The sequence below is a fragment of the Bacillus salipaludis genome (assembly GCF_030938565.1).
GTDB classification, from domain to species: domain Bacteria; phylum Bacillota; class Bacilli; order Bacillales; family Cytobacillaceae; genus Neobacillus; species Neobacillus salipaludis_A.
Window position 1 is genome coordinate 3,926,861 of record NZ_JAVGVR010000001.1, and the last position, 21,319, is coordinate 3,948,179.

Sequence of the window (21,319 nt, forward strand, 5' to 3'; positions counted from 1 at the left end):
TTAAATAACCGTAAATTGTCTCCATTCCTTAGGTAAAAGCATTTGATACTGACGATGTAAAAATCGGTCATCGACAAGAACAATTGTTCCATGGTCTTCTTCAGAGCGAATCAACCTCCCGCCAGCCTGCAGGACCTTATTCATACCGGGAAATACATAAGCATATTCATAACCGTTTTTCTCATTCTTAGAAAAGTGCTCCTTCATCAGGTTTCGCTCGAAACAAAGCTGCGGCAGCCCTACACCAACAACCACTACACCATTTAAACGGTCCCCTATTAAATCGACACCTTCAGAAAAAACTCCTCCAAGAACAGCAAAGCCAATCAAAGTTTCCAGTTGATGGGGTTGGAATGACTTTAAAAATGCTTCTCTTTCCACTTCTGACATCCCTGTTTCTTGTAGCAGAGTTTTTGTCTCCTCATTGATATCTTTAAACCGTTCATATACAGCAAGCATATATTGATAGGATGGAAAAAAAATCAGATAGTTCCCTGGGCGTTTTTTGATTAAGGATTGTAGCATCGAAACAATCGCCTCATTCGTTCGATCACGGTCACGATACCTTGTCGACAACGGTTTAATGAAGACATCGACCTGTTCCGCTGAAAATGGAGATGGAAGTAATAGACTATAATCCCCCTCCGCGCCGCTGAGAATATCTTGGTAATAGGCCATCGGTGAAAGTGTTGCAGAAAAGAATATTTTGGAGCGGAATCCTTTTCCCATTTGGTTTAGAAGCTTAGATGGATCAATACAAAATAATTTTACGGTCAGATCATTTCTATTTTTTTCGCCATAAATCACATAATGTTCATCGATGAGGTCTACGATTTTTAAGAAATTCAGAACCTTAAAATAAGCTTCCAAAAGAGTTTGGCTGGCTACAGAACGTAAAAGAGCCTGCTCAGCAGCTTTTTCAAAAATAGAAAGCTGTTCAAAAAGATGTGGATCCAGTTCCTTCAAAACAAACTCGTTTTGATCTGTATGTTCTTTTTTTATCGAAATAAATGCGGAATTTATTTTTGAAGCTGCTTCATAGATGGATTGATCGAATCCTTTGAATTCTTTTTTGAGCAGTAGAAAAGCCTCTTTATTGATTGCGGCAGAGAACATTTCTCGGCCTCGGTCCACTAGATTATGTGCCTCATCAATTAAAAGTGCTGTTGATTTTTTTTGATCTTCATATAGCCGTTTAAGTGAGACTCTTGGATCAAAAATGTAATTATAATCGCATATCACCACATCGACGGCATAGGAAAGGTCAATTGAAAATTCGAAGGGACAAACAGTATGCTTTCGAGCATAGGATTCAATGACTTCTCGGTTCAGACCTTGTTCATTTGTAAGGATATCGAGGACAGCATCATTGATCCGGTCATAATAACCATTAGCGAATTCGCAATACTCCTTCTGACAATTGGTTTCATCCTTAAAACACACTTTGTCTTTTGCGGTAATGGTGACTGAATTGAGACAAGCTCCGCACGTTCGCATGCGCTCTAGAGCTTCTTCTGCGGTTGTTTTGGTTGTTGTTTTAGCAGTAAGATAAAAGACTTTTGATAGATGACCTTCGCCCATTGCCTTTACGGCTGGGAAAAGAGTGGATATGGTTTTGCCAATCCCTGTGGGGGCATTCACGAATATCGTTTTTCCCTCTGATATCGTTTTATAAACTGCCCCGGCCAATTTTCGCTGCCCTTCCCGATAGGTCTCATATGGGAAGGGCATCTCTTTGCTGGTTTGATTCCGTTTGTTTACATGGTCATGCTCGAATTTTGCATAAGGAGCATAGCCTTTTATAACTTCCCGAACAAATGTTTCGAGATCAGAGAGGGTATACTTCTTTTGAAAATATCTTTTCTCTTCTGTTTCAACATGAACGTAGGTTAATTGGACGGATATTTCCCCTAAGCCATGATCTTTTGCATAGATATAGGCATACATTTTCGCCTGCGCCCAGTGGACAGGATAGCCGTCTCCCTCGATTTGTTGTAAAGGCTGTTTGGAAGACTTGATTTCATCAATAATGACTTCATCATCGCGGATCAATAGTCCATCACATCTGCCATCAATTTTAAAAATATGGTGATCAAAAGGAATTTCCACACTCAGGTATACTTCCTTTTGATCTCCCTCTTGATAGGTTTTCTGGATTTTTTGATGAGCTCGTGTTCCATCCAGAAGCGTGGATTGGGAACGGAAACGGTTATCGATACTGCCGCTGCTAAAAACGTATTCGACTAAGGAACGCACTGAAATTTGAACTTCATACGACAAAAAATCACCAGCTTACTGATTAGGGAATGTATGTTTGTATTGATTATAGCAAATTTTGTTAGTTTCAACTAGTTGCAGGTATGCTGGGAATTGGATTTTGGGTGAAATTACACTCTATTATCGAATTGGAGCGGATTATTTGCGAATCAAACTACTTTATTTGCGAAACTGGGCTATTTATTTGCGAATCACTCAAGTTTATTTGCGAATCGAAAAATTCACACCCGAATCTGTCCCGTTCCAAGCACCAATGCTTTGGTTGTCGTAATCGCCTTCAATCCCATCGGTCCGCGTGCATGCAGTTTTTGTGTGCTAATCCCAATTTCCGCGCCATAGCCAAACTGTTCCCCGTCTGTAAAACGAGTCGAAGCATTATGGTACAAAACAGCTGCATCCACTTGCTTGAAAAATAATCCAACATTTTCAGTGTTTTCACTGATGATCGCTTCCGAGTGCTTCGTTCCATATTGATCAATATGGTCAATAGCTTCCTGCACATCTTTGACCAATTTTACAGATAATACAGGTGCTAAAAATTCTGTGCCCCAGTCCTCTTCGGAAGCACCCATAACAAACGGATATTCCCCAGATAACCGCCCCTCGCCTCTTAACTCAACACCCTTTTCATGTAGTACGTTCAAAAGTTCAGAAATATAAGGCCATTTTTCGTGAATTACCAACGACTCCGCCGCATTACAAACAGAAGGGCGGTGCAGTTTCGCATTTACTGCAATCTCAATCGCCATGTTTTTCTGGGCAGTTTCATCCACAAACACATGACAATTGCCTACTCCCGTTTCAAGCACTGGCACAGTAGCATTTTGAATGACCGATTGAATTAACCCAGCTCCACCTCGTGGTATAAGAACATCCAAGTATTGATTTAACTTAAACATTTGCGCAGCCGTTTCCCGGCTAGTATCCTCTAATAATTGAACCGCATCTGCCGGAATTTTTGAACCGTCAAGGGCCTTTTGCATGATATTAACCAAAGCCTTATTAGAATAAAGTGCCGAAGAGCTTCCCCTTAATAAAACAGCATTTCCAGCCTTTAAACAAAGACTTCCAGCATCTACCGTAACATTCGGTCTTGCTTCATATACCATTCCCACGACACCTAGGGGTACCCGAACGGTTTGAATCTGTAAGCCGTTCGGACGATCCCATGATTCAATCGTTTCCCCAATCGGATCCTCTAAGTCTAGCAACTGATGAATTCCTCCAACAATTCCATCGATTCGTTCTTCAGTTAAAAGCAAACGATCTAATAAGGATTCAGTTAATCCATTTTTACGACCGTTCTCTATATCCTTCGAGTTTTCTGCCAAAATGAACTCTTTTTCGTTTGTTAAAAAGTCAGCCATTCTTGCCAAGGCATCGTTTTTATCTTCAGTCGACAATCCTCCTAAGGTTTTCGCAGCGTTTTTAAGTTTGATTGCTTTTTCGATTAGTTCATTCATCGTTCTATTTCCTCCTTTATAATCGCCACCCAATTATCGCGATGGATGACTTCTGCCCGCTTATTAATGGAAAAACTTTTGGAATAATCTCCTGATAAGCCTTTTACTTTTTGTAAAACTTCTGAAGAATAATAGATTTGTCCTTTGCCAACGATTTGACCTTTAGGGTTTCGAACAATGACAACGTCAAAGGGGTTAAATTCCCCGACGACCTTTGTTACTCCTACCGGCAGAAGGCTTTTCCCATGCAATAGAATTGCTTTTTCCGCTCCTTCATCGATTTCAATAGTACCTTTGACTTGAGAATGATAGGCAATCCATTGTTTTCGCATTTGCATTTGTGTATGGAACCGGCCTCCAATATAGGTTCCATCGCCTTTACCTGCTAAAATATCTACAAGTTTCTCTTTGCCTTTGCCAGTGCCGACAAAGACACTGACCCCGAGCGATAAAGCTTTTTTCGCAGCGAGCAGCTTAGATTTCATTCCGCCGGTTCCAACCGATGATCCAGAGTCTCCTGCTACCCCAAGCAGTTCAGCGGAGACTTCGGCAATGAAATGGTATTTTTTTGCATCCTTAGATTGTTTCGGATTGCCATCGTAAAGCCCATCCACATCGGTTAAGATCATTAAAGCATTTGCATGTAAAAATCCACTGACCAGTGCTGACAACATGTCATTGTCTCCAAAGGTTAATTCCTCAATGGAAACTGAATCGTTCTCATTGATAATTGGAACTGCTCCTCTTTGCAGTAATTCATGTATGGTTGAAAAAAGATTATGGAAACGTTCTTGGCTGTAAAAATCTTCACGGGTAATAAGAATTTGTGCGGGTGTTATCTGAAACTCTTGAAACAGTAAATGATAATGCTGCATTAATAACCCTTGACCGACAGCGGCAGAAGCCTGTTTTCCAGCTGTATTTTTCGGGCGGACGGGATATCCGAGCGATGAAAATCCTGCTGCAACTGCACCGGATGAAATCAGAATCACGTCATGGCCTTGTTTTTTTAAAAAGGCCAGTGCTTGGACATGATCGGACATTTTTTCTTTAGAAATGGCTCCGGACGCATCTGTAAGCGAACTGCTCCCAATTTTCACAACAACGAGTTGTTTTTTCATATCTGTTCGACCTTTCCTTTTTAAAATAAGGCTCTGTTAAACTTAGTTGTTGATCTCCGCTACAGGCACTTCGCTTTCCGTGGGCGGTTCGGGGAGCCTCCTCGTCGCTACGCTCCTGCGGGGTCTCCCCTGTCCCGTACTCCCACTGGAGTCTTCGTGCCTTCCGCTCCAATCAACGCTGTTCAAAATCAACATTGTCCTTTAACACAGCCTAAAATAAAAAAACGATTCTTCTGCCCTTAGAAAAGGACGGAAGAATCGTTTCCGCGGTACCACCTTTATTGGTGCCATGCACCCAACTTTAACCCCGTAACGAGGGAAACGGCTTATGTTTGCATAAGCAGCCTACTAGGGCAGGTTCGATCCTCTTTCCGTGAGAAACCTTTCAGCCAGCGGGTTTCACTCTCTAACACGTTCCAAAGATTTACTAGTCCCATACTTTTCCGATTTCAAGATTTACTAGATATTATCCAAATGAAACCGTATTTTGTCAAGATATTTTTCGGAAATTTCAATTTATCCTTTTCTTTTAAAAACTTCCTTGAGGATGTAGGGCTTAAAAAGGATGGTTGGTGGACTAACTAAGTTCATTACCTTAATAAATTCATCGTAAATTTTTCTGTTTTTTGCGGAAAGTAGAAAGATTTGTTTTACATACCACTGCTGAAACTTCAATCCAAAAGGTCTTTTTCCTTTGACTGCTTCGTATCGGAAATCTTCGCAAAGAACCATGGACCAGACTGGGGCAACAATTTTTGCTAATTTCTTCTGCAATTTATTTAGGTTCATATGTGGTGGAGTTGAAGCGAAAAACTCCCTGATTGCAAGTGCTTCCAATGCAGCGACACTCATCCCCTGGCCAAATACCGGGTCAACCCGGCAAAATGAATCACCGGCAACTAGCAGTCCTTCCGGTAGTTGTATTTGGTCAAAGCGTCTCCAGACAATGTGAGGAATTTGATAGATTTTTGTTTCAGTTAAGGATTTCCCGCCTTCTAATTCTTGTGCAAAATCTGGTAAAGGTAATTTTTTTGCATATTGCGAAAAGCCTTCTTCAGTTCTTATTTCTGCGGGATCAATAGAATTCAAATATCCTATTAGGGTAACAATATATTTTTGATTCTCAATCATAGAAAGTGTCCCCCCCAACATTTGTTCAGGAGGATTGGGATAAATGAGTTTTATTTTGAAATCTCGATCGCGTTGCGGCAATTCATATAATCTCGTGGCATAGCAGAGACCGATTTCTACCTTTTCCTCTGGTACGTTCTTACCCTGTTTTTCTATGCATAATTTTGATAACGAACTTGCACCACTTGTATCAATGACAAGGTCGGCAGTGAACGGTTCTTGTTTTATACAAACTCCGCAAACCCGTTGGTTTTGTATCAAATAGTTTTCTACTTTAACACCGTATGTATAGGTAATATTTTTAAGTTGTTTTACTCTTTTTTCTACATATGTCTCTAACAATGGTCTTGTCTGAAGAAGTGTCGTTAATTCAGTGCTATAGCGCTGCTTCCAAACACCATGATGAAACCATGCTAGGTCATTGATGGAATCAATTTTAACCGAGCCCAGTGCCACCATATCCTCTTTGAATCCTGGAAACAATGTCTCTAGTGCTTGGTCACCTGCATGGAGCAATGCATGGATGTGATTCGCTTGAGAGACACCAGGACGAATCTCTTTTTCCTGGAGTGGTTTATTATCCTTTTCAAATATATGTACCTTGCTAAAATAAGGGGAAATGGCTGCGGCAATGAGTTTACCCGCCATTCCTCCACCGATAATAATGGCTGTTTTTGTAAAATTGTTTTTATTCATATAGAACCTCCGATGAGGATATTATACTTGTTTATTTTAAACTAGTGGTCTGAAAAAGTTGTAAAATATAAATTTATTTTCCACTTTAACCTATTTATTTGCCAATATAAAAAAAGCCCTTGGTCTAAACCAAGAGCCCACATCAACCGATTAAATCGACACATCCCCGATCGCAAATGTACAATTTAACGCGTCCGATAGCTTATATAAGGCTGAAACTTGAACATCCATTTCCCCTTCTTCAATCGCAGCAATTGTTTCAACGCTAATTCCTGCCAGTAAAGCAAGCTTTTCCCTTTCCATCTCACGATTTACTCTTATTTTCCGTAGCTGCTGGCCAATAGGGTTCATTCACTTCATCTCCTTAAGATATGTAAGCGATTACAATTCTACAAAAATAGGATTAGAGCTCCTCCTAAACCCAGTTTAGGAGAAACTCATTCAATATTAATACCCAGTACCTTTACCACCCGTAATAATTGCAATACTAGAGCTAGCACCAATTCTTGTTGCGCCAGCCTGGATCAGCTTTCTCGCCGTATCTAAATCCCTTACACATGCGGAAGCCTTCACACCCATTTCCGGGCCCACTGTTTCGCGCATCAGCTTAATATCTTCAGCTGTTGCACAACCAGGCCCGAAGCCTGTAGAAGTTTTAACAAAGTCTGCCCCCGCCATTTTTGCAAGAAGACAAGCTTTTTTCTTCTCTTCTGTTTCAAGAAGGCCAGTTTCAATAATTACTTTTACAGGAGCATGGCCTTTAGCGGCTTGAACAACACCTTCAATATCCTTTTTCACCGCATCAAAATCACCTGATTTAAGTGCACCAATATTGATGACCATGTCGATTTCCGTTGCTCCATTTGCTATTGCATCACGGGTTTCGGCAATTTTAACAAACGTACTTGTCGCGCCGAGTGGGAAACCGACAACTGTTGTGACTCCCACACCAGATCCTTTCAATTCAGCAGCAGCAGTTGAAACCCAATAGGGATTGACACATACCGTAGCAAAATGATGCTCTTTTGCTTCTTCACAGAGCTTAATAATCTGCTCCTTAGTGCTTTCAGGCTTTAATAAAGTGTGGTCGATCATACGGGCAACAGCTGGACCTGTGATAATATTTGAAGAAGGGCCTTCCTTATAACTCACATTTCCAGAAAGAGTCGGTTTCGCCTCATTTAATTCTTGTTTATTGGTTAGTTGTTGTAAAATTTGATTGGTAATTTGTTCAACCAATGCTTCAATTTGCATCGTGTTCACCCCACATTAATGTAATCGGTCAACGATTCCGGCAATCACGGCATCAAATGCTCCCTCTGGATCACCTAAAATCTCCCGTGCCGAACCGCCTTCTTCAATAACAAGAACATAATCGCCAACCCCGGCATGAAAATGATCAATGGCAATCATTGCATCACCGCACTCTTTTCCAGTCGCATCCACAGGAATGACAACCATGAGCTTCTTGTTTTGATGACTAGACGTTTTAATCGTTGATACGACATTTCCAACGACTTTTGCCAGCTTCATTATTTAGCTGCTGGAAGGATTTTTTCAATATCAGAATGTGGTCGTGGGATCACGTGCACGGATAAAAATTCGCCTACGCGCTGTGCTGCTTCTGCACCCGCTTCGGTTGCTGCTTTAACCGCACCAACATCACCGCGAACCATAACCGTTACCAAACCGCCGCCAACTTGAACTTTTCCTAATAAAGAAACATTTGCCGCTTTCATCATCGCGTCTGCAGCTTCAATTGCACCTACTAAACCTTTTGTTTCAATCATTCCTAAAGCATTGCTCATCTATTATTCCTCCGTTCTCTTTTCCACATTGTAATACTCAATATTTCCCATAATTCCTGCATCAGAAGGGACTAAATCTTTGCCAAGCGGAATGGATGACTCTTTACTTTTAGCTAGGTAAACAAGGTCCCCCACACCGGACTGTCCAATCGTATCAATAGCCACAAGTGGTTTTCCTTTATCCTCTAATTGGTCGTCAACTGGTTGAACTACCATCAGCTTTAAACCTCTTAAATTATCATTTTTATGTGTGCAGATCATATTCCCGATCACTTTGGCTACAAACATATTAAAACCCGCTTTCTAGCGATGTAAGAAACGACTCTCAATCTCCATAATTTTCGTTACACGGCGATCGTGGCGGCCGCCGACAAAATCTGTTTCCAGCCATGCCTTCACTAATTGCTTAGCCAAGCCCTCACCGATAAACTGCCCCCCAATCGAAAGGACATTTGCATTATTATGCTCGCGGCTGTTTATCACAGAGGATAGGTCCCAGCAAACTCCTGCGCGGATACCTGGAATTTTGTTTAACACCATACCGCTGCCAATCCCGACACCATCAATCATGATACCGACATAATCAGTGTTTGTGGCAACGGTTTCTCCGACTAAAAAGGCAATATCCGGATAATCAACTGATTCCTTTGCATGGCAGCCAAAATCGAGATATTCATAGCCTAATTCGGTTAAATATTTTTTTAAGGATTCCTTAAGTTCGTATCCACCATGATCACAGCCAATTGCAACTTTTTTCATATGTTAGGTACTCCTTTGGCAAATACATCAATGATTTCATCAAAAGATGATGCATTCAAGCTGGCACCGCCAACAAGTACGCCATCAATATTGGGCATGCTCCTGAAGTCAGCTGCATTTTCACCATTTACAGACCCTCCATACAGAATCGAAATAGTTTCGGCACGATGCCCGACCAACTGCTTTAACACGGAACGGATGTAGGCGTGTGTTTGCTCAGCCAGGTCCGCTGTTGCCGATTGTCCTGTACCAATCGCCCAAACTGGCTCGTATGCAATAATTAACTGACTCATATCAATACCCTTTAATGCTCCGAAAAGCTGTCTGGACAACACCTGTTCCGTTTGGAGAAGATTTTTTTCCTCCAATGTTTCACCCACACAAAGAATGGGTATGATACCAGCCTTTATGGCTTTTTTCACTTTTCGGTTAATTGTTGCATCATCTTCTAAAAAGTACTGTCTTCTTTCAGAATGACCGATGATAGCATATTCGCAGCCAACATCCTTCAACATTCCTGTAGAAATCTCACCCGTATAAGCACCTTTTTCTTCCCAATGGACATTTTGTCCACCTAAACCAATCGGCTTCTTAATCTGCTTGATCATGAGCTGTACGGGATATAACATCGGTGCCGGTGGACAAACGACAACCTTTACATCCTGCCTGCCTTTCAATTTTTGAAAAAATTCAGTTGCTTCTGCGATCGTTTTGTTCATTTTCCAATTGGCAACCACATAGGTTTGCCGTTCGTTTCGAAACTGCAGATGTAAAATCGCATCTCTGACAAGATTTTTAATATAGTTTTCAATGGACGGTTCCATTTGAATTCACCTTATTCTGCTTTCGGTAAAATTCCGTCAACCTCGCTGTTTGGACGTGGAATCACGTGTACAGAAAGTAATGTTCCAACACGCTGCGCAGCTTCAGCACCAGCCTCAGTTGCCGCCTTTACAGCACCCACATCCCCGCGAACCATAACCGTCACAAGACCAGCACCGACAAACTCTCTGCCAACTAACGTAACGTTTGCGGCCTTCACCATCGCATCTGCTGCTTCAATTGCACCGATTAATCCTTTTGTTTCAATCATTCCCAATGCTTCTTGACTCATGTTTATTCCTCCTATTTGGACCTTTGATAGTGTATTTTTCTTTTTATTTGTTTCCTTCTGACCTACTTCTTGTAATTCTGGCAATCTACTTCACCACTTTATATAATTCTTAATCCATCTACTAAAACGCAGCGGCGCTGACGGGTAAAAGTTCGAGCAGAGGTTAATCCCTCACCTGTTGGTCCGGCAATAGTTAAGGTTGTAAAGCCTTCACTTTCAAAACCTAACCCTGCTACAGATGGACCGTTTTTCACGAAAATTGTCGCCTGGATTTCCTGCGCCATTTTTGTTAGATTTGTAATGTTTTGTGAATGCATAATCGCCGTGTGGCGATTTCCCTTTTCCGCTATAACAGCAAGCTCAATCGCTTTATCAACATCAGGAACCCGAACAATCGGCAGAATCGGCATCAGCATCTCAGTCATTACAAGCGGGTGGTCCTTTGTGGTTTCAGCAATAATTAATCTTACATTTGGATTTGCTTGGATACCTGCAGCTTGTAAGATGACAGTGGCATCCTTTCCAATAAAATCTCTGTTTGGATAGAACTTATCATTTTTCTTAACCAAGACTTTTTCCAAAACTTTTTCAAGCTGATAACCCTTAATTTCAACTGCACCATTCTTCACCATTTCCGCTTTGAGGGTATTGGCGGCCTTATCTACAACAAATACCTCTTTTTCTGCCGTACATAAAATATTGTTATCAAAGCTTGCACCCTTCACAATGTCGGCAGCAGCCTTTGATATAACTGCAGTTTCATCAACAACAACAGGAGGATTTCCGGGACCGGCAGCAATGACCTTTTTCCCGACGGCCATCGCCGCTTTGACGACAGGACCGCCGCCTGTCACCACTAGTGCATTCACAAGTGGATGGTTCATTACTTGTGTTGACGTTTCAAGATTAGGGCTTGCTACAGACGTCAAGGTATTTTCCGGTCCACCAGCAGCCACAATCGCCTGATTTAGCAACTGTATGGTTTTAATCGAAACACGTTTTGCACTTGGGTGTGGATTGTAAGCCACTGTATTGCCCGCTGCGAGCAATGAAATTGAATTGTTGATGACTGTTGCAGCTGGATTTGTTGACGGTGTAATCGAGCCAAAGACACCAATTGGTGCATATTCCACAACGGTCAGGCCATTATCTCCGGAAAAAGATGTACTGACTAAATCCTCAACCCCGGGTGTTTTATTCGTGGCCAGTAGGATTTTAGCAATTTTATCTTCTACTCTTCCTAAGCCTGTTTCTTCAACTGCAAGTTTTGCTAAGTCTTCCGCATGTTCACGGCTGACCTCGCGCATTTTTTCAATCATCCTTCTTCTTGTAGCAATAGGGAGCTTCCTCAGCTTTTCCCATGCCGTTTTTGCAGCAGCTGCCGCTTCATCAACGGTTGTGAACACACCATGTCTGAGACTGACTTCATCTACGGATTCTGGTGGAACTGTTTGCGTACCTAACTGCTGCAGTACCTGCTCTACCATTTTTTTAATATCGGATTCGGTAATCTGCAAACCTATGAACCTCCTTTAAGGAAAGTTAACGCCCCTTCGATTTCAATTTGATCGACAATCCCAACAATTGCCGCATCAACAGGGACTCCATTGGTGATTTCTGTCTGCCTAGCGGAGCTGCCGCTGACAACTAACACAACCTCACCTTCTCCAGAACCGACTGTATCAATCGCAACAAGCGCTTTACCGTCCTCTTTCATCGTTTTCATATCCAGCGGTGTAACAATCAGAAGCTTTTTCCCGACTAATTTCTCTGCTTTTGTGGTGGATACAATCGATCCAACCACTTTTCCAATGATCACAAGCTTCACCCCCTTAGAGGACTAATTTTAATGTTGAATTCTTTTGCAAGGTCCTTGGCAACAGGCGTTATCCTGCTTTTAAAAGGTGTGGCAATTTCCTTTAACCCTTCTTGATATGCTTTTTCAATATGTTTACCTAAAATAAGAGGCTGCTTATCCTCGTTATCTATCATTTGCTGTTCAACGGTCTGGACTAATTTCCGTAATGGTACCCATTTCACTTGATCTGTCTGGATTTGACGAATATAGCCTTGTAAACGCTCCAGGACGGATGATGGTGCAAGTATTTGTTGATAAACATTGGGTTCAACCTGATCACTGGCAATCACAATCTGCTTCCCAAGTAATTGGGTTTGAATCGTGAACCAGACGGCAGCTTCATCATCAATGGATAATGCAAGCTTTGTTAAAAGCTGATAGGACGCAGCCGGAATAACCAAAATTGATGTTTGGTTAATGATCTCCATCAATGCCTGTTGAGTGGAATCTTCCATAAGAATGTACTTGGTTTCGTTCAGTTCAGACAGCTCCCACTCCTTTGTTAAAAGTACTTTAACATCATAGGACTGTTGCAATGTAGAAACCGCTTCCAAAATTTCTGTTTGATTTATAGTTTGATAACCTAATAGAATGGTAATCGGCTTCCTGCCCTGATGTTGTGATAGCTGCTTTACGTAATCTTCGACTACTTTCTGAACAATTTGTTTAACCGTTTCGTTCAAATCCATTTAATTGGCCACCACCTTTCCTTTCAATGGAAACAATTTCTCCCAATTGTCCATTTTTAAGATTGGCAGCGTTGGCCTCATCTAGATCAAGGTGCATCTCAAGCCTGTACTTGGGAGAAACTCGAATAAGAACATTGGAAAAAATAATTCCCCGCTCTCCCCGTGTTTTCACTTGAACATAATCGCCATCGGAAACGCCAAAGTTTTCAGCATCACTTGGATGCATATGAACATGCCGTGCGGCACAAATAAGCCCTTCTTGAATTTGGATTTGCCCCCTCGGTCCTTGAATCGTAATCCCTGCTGAACCTTTAAGATCACCTGATTGACGGATTGGGGGATTTACCCCAAGTGTAAAGCCATCAAATAAGGATATCTCCACTTGGGTCTTTCCTCTGGAAGGGCCAAGGACGCGGACATTTTGGATTTTTCCATTAGGGCCAATCAGTGTAACGGTCTCCTTAGCAGCAAACTGGTTCGGCTGTGATAACTCCTTAAGTTTTGTTAATTTGTAACCCCTGCCGAACAATCGGTCTACATGTTCTCCTGACAAGTGGATGTGCCGATTTGAAGCTGCGATCGGCACAAATTTTAATTCTTGTAGCGATGCTTTTACAACTTCCTCGACAATCGCTTGAATTTTTTCTTTATTCATTCCTGGTCAATCACTCTCCATCTCCAGTAATGACCTCGCTGTATACTGATCGGTAATCAGAATATTTGCATACCGGCCGGTTAGCGCACCGTAAATACCATCAATTTTCGATGCTCCTCCTGCCAGCAAAATCCCATATTCTTTCTCAGCTAAATCTGACAGTTGAATCCCTATGGTACGATCATTTAAGGTTTCATTGCATATTAGCCCTTCCTGATTTATAAACCGCGAACAAATATCCCCAACTGTCTTGTTTTTCCTTAAAATTTCAATATCTTTATCGAAAAAATAGCCTGCTTGCATTAGAGTCGATTGCACATCCGGTTCCCCTACTGTATAAATGGCAATATTGGCTTTTTTCCCAAGCTCTAGTGTTTTTTTCACATGTCGGTCAGCCACAATCGCCTCTTTGACAACATTCGAATCCACAATAGCCGGTACTGGTAAAAAATGAGGAGTTGTATTAAAAGCGTTTGCCAATCCATTAACAATCTCTGCAGCATATGTGTTGGACTCTGAATAACTTACCCCACCGTTCAACTGGACAATGGTAACGTCCTTTACATTCTTCGGCTGCATTTTTTTCACGAGTTGATATATTGTGGTTCCCCATGTAATCCCGATTGTATCGCCGCTTTCCACAATCTTATACAGATAATCGGCCGCGGCCCCACCCAATTTTTCTTTTATTAGTGGATCTTCAAAGCTTGCTACAGGTGTAACAACGCAGTGTTTAAGCTGAAACTTTTCCTTCACTTGCCTTGCAATTTGCTCAACATCTTCGGTTGGATTAAAAATTTTAATTTGAACAATACCCTCTTGTTTTGCCTGGACAAGGAGCCTGGATACGGTTGGACGGGAAATACCTAGTCTTTTGGCAATTTCCTGCTGACCGTAATCTAGTTGGTAGTACATTTTAGCTGCCTCCACCAACCGCAAAAGTTTTTCATCCGCCATCGTAAATTCTCCTAAGATTATGTTTTTAAAAGAAACCGTTTTCATTAACATTTAAAATTTTAAAAGGTTGAAATTATGTAAAAATTTTTTTGAACTTTTGTTAATTTTATTATAACTTACCATTTTTTACTGTCAATTGTCTCTCTCGAAAAATTCCGACATTTTTTTAAAATATATTAGACAAAATTCTTTCGATTCCCAAGAAACTGTCTATAAAATGAACCATTGACATTTACATAAAAAATACCCGCAATCCTAGGATTGCGAGTGATTCTTTATTTTATACCAATTTATTTAATGCTTCCGTTAACGTTTTTACAATAAATTCTAAATCTTCCACTTCTATATTTAATGGAGGTGAAAGGGTTAAAACATTATTATATCCGGCAACTGTTGCCCCGTTTTTACCAATTAATAAACCTTTTTCCTTACAGCTTGCAATGACCTGGTTGACTAGAGCAACATCTAGTGGTTCCTTTGTCGCCTTATCCTTTACTAATTCAAGTCCGATTAAAAGGCCTTTACCGCGAACATCCCCAACATATGGATGGTTTTGCAGCAAGTTCTTTAAGTCATTCAATACCCTTGCCCCAAGGTCACGGGATCGGTCAAATAATTTTTCATTTTCCATGATTTCAAGATTTTTCAGTGCCAAGGCACAAGCTGCCGGGTTCCCGCCAAAGGTGTTGACGTGGCGGAAATAATCATATTCTTCCGTACCCTTAAACGCTTCATAAATTTCCTTTCGAACAGCTGTTGCGGATAATGGAAGATAAGCACTGGTAATACCTTTTGCCATTGTTATGATATCAGGCTTCACCCCGTAGTTCATAAATCCGAATGGTTTCCCGGTGCGGCCAAATCCGCAGATGACTTCATCCACAATTAAAAGGGCACCATGCTTCTCACAGATTTCTTTTGCTGCCTTCATATACCCTTCCGGTGGAACAAGAATTCCTCCACCCGTGATAATTGGTTCCATAATCATCGCGGCAATTGTTTCGCTAAGTTCCCACGTCATAACACGGTCAATATCCTTAACAGATTGCAATTGATGCGGATCGGATACATTTGTATCATCACGATACGAATCTGGAGGAGCGATATGAACAAAACCAGCAGAAAGAGGCTCGTATTTGTATTTTCTTTGTGCCTGGCCAGTTGCTGCTAAAGCGGCACCTGAGTTCCCATGGTATGCTCGGTAGCGGGAAACAATTTTATAGCGATTGTGATCGCCTTTTTGCTGATGGTACTGGCGTACAATTTTGAACGCAGTTTCATTTGCTTCGGAACCACTATTGGAGAAAAAGATGACATATTCTTCCCCAAGCATTTCATTTAGTTTTTCTGCCAGTTTAATAGCTGGAACATGGCTTTGGGAAAGCGGGAAATAGGCCATTTCTTTTAATTGCTCATAGGCAGCTTCTGCGAGCTCCTGTCTTCCATAACCAACATTGACGCACCATAGACCAGCCATAGCATCTAAATAACGATTTCCGTCAGTATCGGTAATCCATGAACCCTCGGCCTTCTGGGCCACGATCGTTGCTTTCGGATTATACGGCTTCATCGCATGCCAAAGATAACGATCATCCTGTTCAAGTAATGTTTCCTGTGATCCACTTGTTTGAACCATTTTCTCCACACTCCATTTCATGCTCTTGTAATAGTATATTCTTCACTATTTCTGATGCGCTGAGGGGGCTTTGGTGAAAAGCCCCAAATTAGCAAGAAGGCTTATTAAAAACGTGAAGTTATCATTTTTTTACGAGTATAGAAGTTTAAGCCATCTTTTCCGTTAACATGGAGATCACCGTAGAAGGAATCCTTCCAGCCGGAGAATGGAAAGAAGGCCATTGTTGCAGGGACACCTACGTTAATTCCGAGCATGCCGGCTTCTGCCTCTTCACGGAATTGACGGACTGCTTTGGCATCATTTGTATAAATGGTTGCTCCGTTCCCAAATCTTGATTTACGGATATATTCCAAACCTTCATCTAAGTCTTTTGCACGCAGAAGACTTAAAACAGGACCGAAAATTTCTTCTTTCGCAATCGTCATATCCGGTGTCACATGGTCAAAGATAGTAGGTCCTAAGAAATTCCCTTCCGGAAGATCATTCATTTCTCTGCGGCCGTCCCGGATTAAATCAGCACCCTCTTGAAGCGCTTTTTCGATATATCCAAGTGCTCGTTCCCGTTGTTCTTTCCGAATAACAGGAGTCAATAACACCTCGTCTTCCATACCGTTTCCAATGGTTAATTCATCTGCTTCCTTTTTTAATGCCTCGATAAATGGAGCATTATCCCCAACAACGACCACGGCACTACATGCCATACAACGCTGGCCGGCACTTCCAAATGTAGAACTGATAATATTTTGAACAGCCTTGTCTAAATCAGCATCCGGCATTACGATATGATGGTTTTTCGCACCGGACAATGCCTGAACTCTTTTGCCTTCTGCAGCTGCACGCTCATATACATATTTGGCAACTGGCTGAGATCCTACAAAGGAGATAGCAGCAACATCTTTATGATCAAGTAATCCATTTACAACATCGTGTGCACCATGTACAACATTTAAAATTCCTTTTGGAGCCCCGGCTTCTGTAAATAGTTCAGCTAAACGGTTAGCCAAAAGCGGTGTGCGCTCAGATGGTTTTAAAACAAAGGCATTTCCACAAGCAACGGCCATTGGGAACATCCAAAGGGCAACCATCATTGGGAAGTTAAATGGCGTAATTCCTCCCACAACTCCAAGTGGATAACGGAACATTTCAGAATCAATATTTTCCGCAATCCCCGATAGCGTTTCACCCATCATTAAGGTTGGAGCACCTGCAGCAAATTCAACACATTCAATCCCGCGCTGCACCTCTCCGTGGGCTTCCTTGTAAGCCTTACCATTTTCCCGAACAATTAATCTAGCAAGCTCTTCATGATTGTCAGATAAGAGAGTATGGAATTTAAATAGAATTCGTGCTCTTTTTGGAACCGGTACGTTTTTCCATTCTTTAAAGGCTGTCTTTGCCGCTGCGACAGCTTTTTCGAGATCTTCCTTTGTTGAAACAGGAACCTTTGCAATTACCTCATTCGTTGCCGGATTCAGCACATCTAATGTTTGCTCGCTGTTCGAGCTTACCCACTCACCGTTAATATAGTTTTTTAAAACTAAAGTATCATTTTTAATTGCGCTCATATTTTGACCTCCTATTTTTAATCATAATTTTATGAATATTAAAAATCCCTATGTGTTAATTATCGCTCATAATCAACAGGCTTTCATTAGACAAAGTGTAAAAAGGCGAGCATTATTTTTTCTACACTATGAACACTCTTCTAAAATATTATTCGAATATTCAAGACTACCTTGCCTTAAATTCTTTTTTTTGCCCAGATGGAGCTAAATAATCATTAACAAGAATCATAAATTCAATAGCTACACGTTTTTCATGCTCCATAAAGTCCGGACCCAATAGGTTTTCGAGCTTTTGCAAACGATGATAAAGGGTCTGTCTCACGATAAAAAGCCTATTTGAAGTTTCTTGTTTTGACCCATTACATTCCAAATACGCCTTTAAGGTTTCAAGCAGCTTACCATTGTATTTTTGGTCATATTGTATAACGGGCTGTAAGTATTCTAAGACTAACTCCTGTAAATCTATATGTTTATTTATTTGCGAAATGAGTCGATAGAGATGTAAATCTTCATAAAAGGTATAAAGTTCTTTTTTTGTCATTTCCTGATGAATTCTTACTGTTTCCTTTGCGGTAAAATAGCTTTTATGGAGTTTACAAAGAGATTCGACAAACCTGCCGGTTCCAATAAACATTTTGGCTGTGTTTTGTTTTTTCATGAACTCAGATTCATGGATGGACTCAATAGCCTTTTTGATTCGTTCCTTTAAATTCTTTTTCGTTCGATTGTTTAACAAAATAAACACCAAGGAATTGCGTTTCTCGACGGAAAATACAGCAAAGCCATTTTGTTCAAAAACAGATCGGAATAATAGTTTTAAGTAGGTTACATCTTGACTGGATTTTTCCTTTAACGCAGAAACCTTTGCAATTAAAACAACGGCATCACTTGTTTTCGGCTTGAACCCTTGCTCAAGTAAATACTCGTTTATCCCTTCCTCTGAATGTTCGCCGTCCAACCACCCTTGAAGCCATTCAAATTCTTCAACCCGTTTTTTCTCCTCCACATACAAATCCCTTAACAAATGCTGTGCCAAGGCTGTTGCGGTGCGATCTAAAATCAGTAAATCAAACTCACTGATTGGAAGCTCAGGTGAGAACAGATATAACTCTGCATATTCCTGGCCAAACAAATAAATTGGTGCATAGGCAAATTGACGATTGATCCCAGCTTTTGCACCTTCCAGTTCTTTAATTAAAGCTTTTTGATCATTGCCATTGATTTCAGGAACAAACTCGTATTCCTGATTTCTTAGACGGAAAATAATTTGAACATCTAAGGACGAAAAAATAAATTGGAGGATATCCTCATACGTTTCAATAGATAACAGCCGTTTATTCAGACTTTGTGAATAGTTCTCTAAATCAGAAATCATTCGATATTGTTGATTGATCATCAAGGAATGAATATCCTGTGTAATTTCAACGAAGGGAACTTCTTGTTGAAAAGCGATGATAGGAAAATGATGCTGGTTGGCAATTTCAATCACTTCAGATGGAATTTCAGTTAAATAGGTTCCAAGCTCAATGCATAAGCCCGCCGCCTGATTTTCAATTAATTGTTCAACCATTGTAAAAAATAGATGGTCCTCTTGCCAGGCAACACCTGTTGATAAAATAAGCTCCTGACCGCTTAATAAATTTCGGATATTTTTTACTTCAACGACATGAACCCATTTGACAATGTGATGCAGCCCCTCAGCACCAGCAACCACCATCGCATTTTCAAAGTGCTTGCGCTGTAAAATATCGGAGACCTTAAGCTGGAAATTTTCTTTCATGTATCTGGCCCCTTTTTATGTATTAAAGGATTGGTGCGGGCACCAATCCTCTTTCAATCTATCAGCTTTGACTCTGTTGAATAAGCAAACTAGAAAAATACTTTCTGGCATTTGCAGTTCCAATCAGAAGTGTTTCTGTCTTTTTTTCTTCAGGATGAACAAAATCTACAGATGCACCATTTAAATGTTCATTGACCCGCTGAATACGAAAACCATTTTGAATAAGAAAATCTATTTTATCCCGTTCAGCTAGAAACTGCTGATGCTCTGACATGGTATCCCTCCGATTCAATACTATCCTTTCTACAAAAAGGCCTCTGTTTCCTTCCTAAATGGTCGAATCTAAAAATCTCTATATATAACAAATTACAGATTCGTAGAGTTATTTTAGTTAATTGGTAATGATTCACTTTGAATGACTGGAGTATTGTATTTTGCTCTCTTTAAAAATTGACCAGTTCCTGGTTTTGCAACTAACTGCTTATCCCGGACAACAAATTCACCACGTACCATAACTGAAACTGGTTCACCTATTACCTTCATGCCCTCAAAAGCATTATAATCAACAGCCAAATGATGGGATTCAGCTGAAATCACACGTTCAACATTTGGATCAAAGATGACGATATCAGCATCTGCCCCTACTGCGATGGTTCCTTTTTTCGGGAATAAACCAAATAGTTTAGCAGCCCTTGTTGAAGTAAGTTCAACAAATTGATTCAGACTGATTCTGCCTTTCTTTACTCCTTCAGAGAACAGGATGGAAAGACGATCTTCAACAATTGGCCCGCCGTTTGGAATTTTTGAGAAATCACCTCGGCCTAATTCCTTTTGCCCCTTGAAGTCAAAAGAACATTGATCAGAGCCAAGTGTCTGCAGCTCGCCATTCTTTAAAGCGTTCCACAACACATCCTGATTCCACTTTTCTCTAAGAGGCGGTGACCATACATATTTTGCTCCCTCAAAATTAGGTTTTTCCAAATAGCTTTGGTCGAGAACCAAATATTGCGGGCAAGTCTCTCCCCATACGTTAAAACCTTTTTTGCGGGCTTCAGCAATCTGCTCTACTGCATCCGCACAGGTGACATGGACCACATATAATTGCGAATTTGCCAGTCCGGTAAGCTTTGCTGCCCGGCCAGTTGCTTCTCCTTCTAATTCCTGTGGTCTCGTTAACGCATGGTAAATCGGATCGGTATTTCCATCTGCCAATGCCTTTTTGGTTAAATAATCAATGACATCCCCGTTCTCAGCGTGGACCATAACGAGCGCTCCATGTTCTTTTGCGAAAGCAAGCGTCCGGTATAAGGTTTCATCATCTGCCTGCAGGACATTTTTATAAGCCATGAAAACCTTAAAGGATGTAATCCCTTCTTCATTTATGACTTGCGGAAGCTGGGCAAGCACATCGTCATTAATTTCACCAATCATTAGGTGGAATCCATAATCGATGACTGCTTTTTCTCCTGACTTTTCGTGCCAGGTTTGAATGGCATTTTTTAATGGTATCCCTTTGTCTGTTAAGCAGAAATCAATGACGGTTGTTGTGCCGCCAAAAGCTGCACCAATCGTCCCTGTTTCAAAATCGTCCTTTGTAACGGTACCGCCAAAAGGCATATCAAAATGGGTATGCGGATCCACACCGCCTGGGAAGACATAGCAGCCCTTTGCATCAATGACCTCCGCACCAAGTGCTTCGAGGTTCGTCCCAATTTGAGCTACCTTTCCATCTTCAATTAAAATTTCCGCTTGATAGATATCGGAAGCAGTAACAACTGTTCCATTTTTTATTATTTTCTTCATGGGAATA

General features: G+C 41.0%; 22 protein-coding genes. All 22 read right to left on the reverse strand.

The annotated features are described in order from the left end of the window. The 22 genes from RCG21_RS19520 to hydA all read right to left on the reverse strand — a co-directional run bounded on the left by RCG21_RS19520 (position 1) and on the right by hydA (position 21,312). Positions 1-2,280 (reverse strand): helicase C-terminal domain-containing protein, encoded by a 2,280-nt coding sequence (locus tag RCG21_RS19520; protein ID WP_308913653.1) that lies wholly within the window; start codon positions 2,278-2,280, stop codon positions 1-3. A gap of 218 nt (positions 2,281-2,498) precedes the next feature. Then, the gene (locus RCG21_RS19525; protein WP_308913654.1) at positions 2,499-3,740 is read right to left on the reverse strand and encodes a glutamate-5-semialdehyde dehydrogenase; all 1,242 of its coding nucleotides are present in this window, start codon (positions 3,738-3,740) and stop codon (positions 2,499-2,501) included. Beyond that, on the reverse strand, positions 3,737-4,861 hold the full coding sequence (gene proB, locus RCG21_RS19530; protein WP_133335241.1) for a glutamate 5-kinase: 1,125 nt from the start codon (positions 4,859-4,861) through the stop codon (positions 3,737-3,739). Before proB ends, RCG21_RS19525 begins: the two co-directional genes overlap by 4 nt. Positions 4,862-5,377: 516 nt before the next feature. Beyond that, positions 5,378-6,688, reverse strand: coding sequence for an FAD-dependent oxidoreductase (locus RCG21_RS19535; RefSeq protein WP_133335239.1), 1,311 nt, complete (start codon positions 6,686-6,688; stop codon positions 5,378-5,380). Positions 6,689-6,838: 150 nt separating this feature from the next. Next, positions 6,839-7,039, reverse strand: a complete 201-nt coding sequence (locus RCG21_RS19540) for a helix-turn-helix domain-containing protein (protein WP_133335237.1) — start codon at positions 7,037-7,039, stop codon at positions 6,839-6,841. Positions 7,040-7,135: 96 nt separating this feature from the next. After that, on the reverse strand, positions 7,136-7,783 hold the full coding sequence (deoC, locus tag RCG21_RS19545) for a deoxyribose-phosphate aldolase (protein ID WP_133335583.1): 648 nt from the start codon (positions 7,781-7,783) through the stop codon (positions 7,136-7,138). 174 nt (positions 7,784-7,957) lie between these two features. Beyond that, the gene (locus RCG21_RS19550) at positions 7,958-8,221 is read right to left on the reverse strand and encodes a EutN/CcmL family microcompartment protein (protein WP_308913655.1); all 264 of its coding nucleotides are present in this window, start codon (positions 8,219-8,221) and stop codon (positions 7,958-7,960) included. Continuing rightward, complete coding sequence (locus tag RCG21_RS19555) at positions 8,221-8,496, reverse strand: BMC domain-containing protein (protein WP_026576341.1); 276 nt, start codon at positions 8,494-8,496, stop codon at positions 8,221-8,223. The genes RCG21_RS19550 and RCG21_RS19555 overlap by 1 nt, the downstream gene beginning before the upstream one ends. Before the next feature lie 3 nt (positions 8,497-8,499). Further along, entirely contained in the window at positions 8,500-8,784 is a 285-nt protein-coding gene (locus tag RCG21_RS19560) for a EutN/CcmL family microcompartment protein (protein ID WP_133335231.1), read from the reverse strand. A 15-nt stretch (positions 8,785-8,799) separates the two neighbouring features. Further along, the gene (gene rpiB, locus RCG21_RS19565; protein ID WP_133335229.1) at positions 8,800-9,255 is read right to left on the reverse strand and encodes a ribose 5-phosphate isomerase B; all 456 of its coding nucleotides are present in this window, start codon (positions 9,253-9,255) and stop codon (positions 8,800-8,802) included. Further along, positions 9,252-10,079, reverse strand: coding sequence for a triose-phosphate isomerase (gene tpiA, locus RCG21_RS19570; RefSeq protein ID WP_308913656.1), 828 nt, complete (start codon positions 10,077-10,079; stop codon positions 9,252-9,254). Before tpiA ends, rpiB begins: the two co-directional genes overlap by 4 nt. A gap of 11 nt (positions 10,080-10,090) precedes the next feature. Then, complete coding sequence (locus RCG21_RS19575; RefSeq protein WP_026576337.1) at positions 10,091-10,369, reverse strand: BMC domain-containing protein; 279 nt, start codon at positions 10,367-10,369, stop codon at positions 10,091-10,093. A gap of 98 nt (positions 10,370-10,467) precedes the next feature. Next, on the reverse strand, positions 10,468-11,886 hold the full coding sequence (locus tag RCG21_RS19580) for an aldehyde dehydrogenase family protein (RefSeq protein WP_372512718.1): 1,419 nt from the start codon (positions 11,884-11,886) through the stop codon (positions 10,468-10,470). Positions 11,887-11,888: 2 nt separating this feature from the next. Beyond that, on the reverse strand, positions 11,889-12,188 hold the full coding sequence (locus RCG21_RS19585; protein WP_133335223.1) for a EutN/CcmL family microcompartment protein: 300 nt from the start codon (positions 12,186-12,188) through the stop codon (positions 11,889-11,891). Positions 12,189-12,193: 5 nt separating this feature from the next. Further along, entirely contained in the window at positions 12,194-12,916 is a 723-nt protein-coding gene (locus RCG21_RS19590) for a hypothetical protein (protein ID WP_308913657.1), read from the reverse strand. Then, positions 12,894-13,571 (reverse strand): phosphate propanoyltransferase, encoded by a 678-nt coding sequence (gene pduL, locus RCG21_RS19595; protein ID WP_133335219.1) that lies wholly within the window; start codon positions 13,569-13,571, stop codon positions 12,894-12,896. Before pduL ends, RCG21_RS19590 begins: the two co-directional genes overlap by 23 nt. A 6-nt stretch (positions 13,572-13,577) precedes the next feature. Further along, positions 13,578-14,528, reverse strand: a complete 951-nt coding sequence (deoR, locus tag RCG21_RS19600) for a DNA-binding transcriptional repressor DeoR (protein ID WP_133335217.1) — start codon at positions 14,526-14,528, stop codon at positions 13,578-13,580. 280 nt (positions 14,529-14,808) lie between these two features. Then, a complete protein-coding gene (locus RCG21_RS19605; RefSeq protein ID WP_308913658.1) occupies positions 14,809-16,164 on the reverse strand; it encodes an aspartate aminotransferase family protein in 1,356 nt (451 codons plus the stop codon). 104 nt (positions 16,165-16,268) lie between these two features. Beyond that, positions 16,269-17,729, reverse strand: a complete 1,461-nt coding sequence (locus tag RCG21_RS19610; RefSeq protein ID WP_308913659.1) for a CoA-acylating methylmalonate-semialdehyde dehydrogenase — start codon at positions 17,727-17,729, stop codon at positions 16,269-16,271. Positions 17,730-17,895: 166 nt separating this feature from the next. After that, entirely contained in the window at positions 17,896-19,509 is a 1,614-nt protein-coding gene (locus tag RCG21_RS19615; protein ID WP_308913660.1) for a PucR family transcriptional regulator, read from the reverse strand. Positions 19,510-19,570: 61 nt separating this feature from the next. Beyond that, the gene (locus tag RCG21_RS19620; protein WP_133335209.1) at positions 19,571-19,783 is read right to left on the reverse strand and encodes a hypothetical protein; all 213 of its coding nucleotides are present in this window, start codon (positions 19,781-19,783) and stop codon (positions 19,571-19,573) included. Between the two features lie 113 nt (positions 19,784-19,896). Beyond that, entirely contained in the window at positions 19,897-21,312 is a 1,416-nt protein-coding gene (gene hydA, locus RCG21_RS19625; RefSeq protein WP_133335207.1) for a dihydropyrimidinase, read from the reverse strand. Positions 21,313-21,319 lie beyond the last annotated feature (7 nt).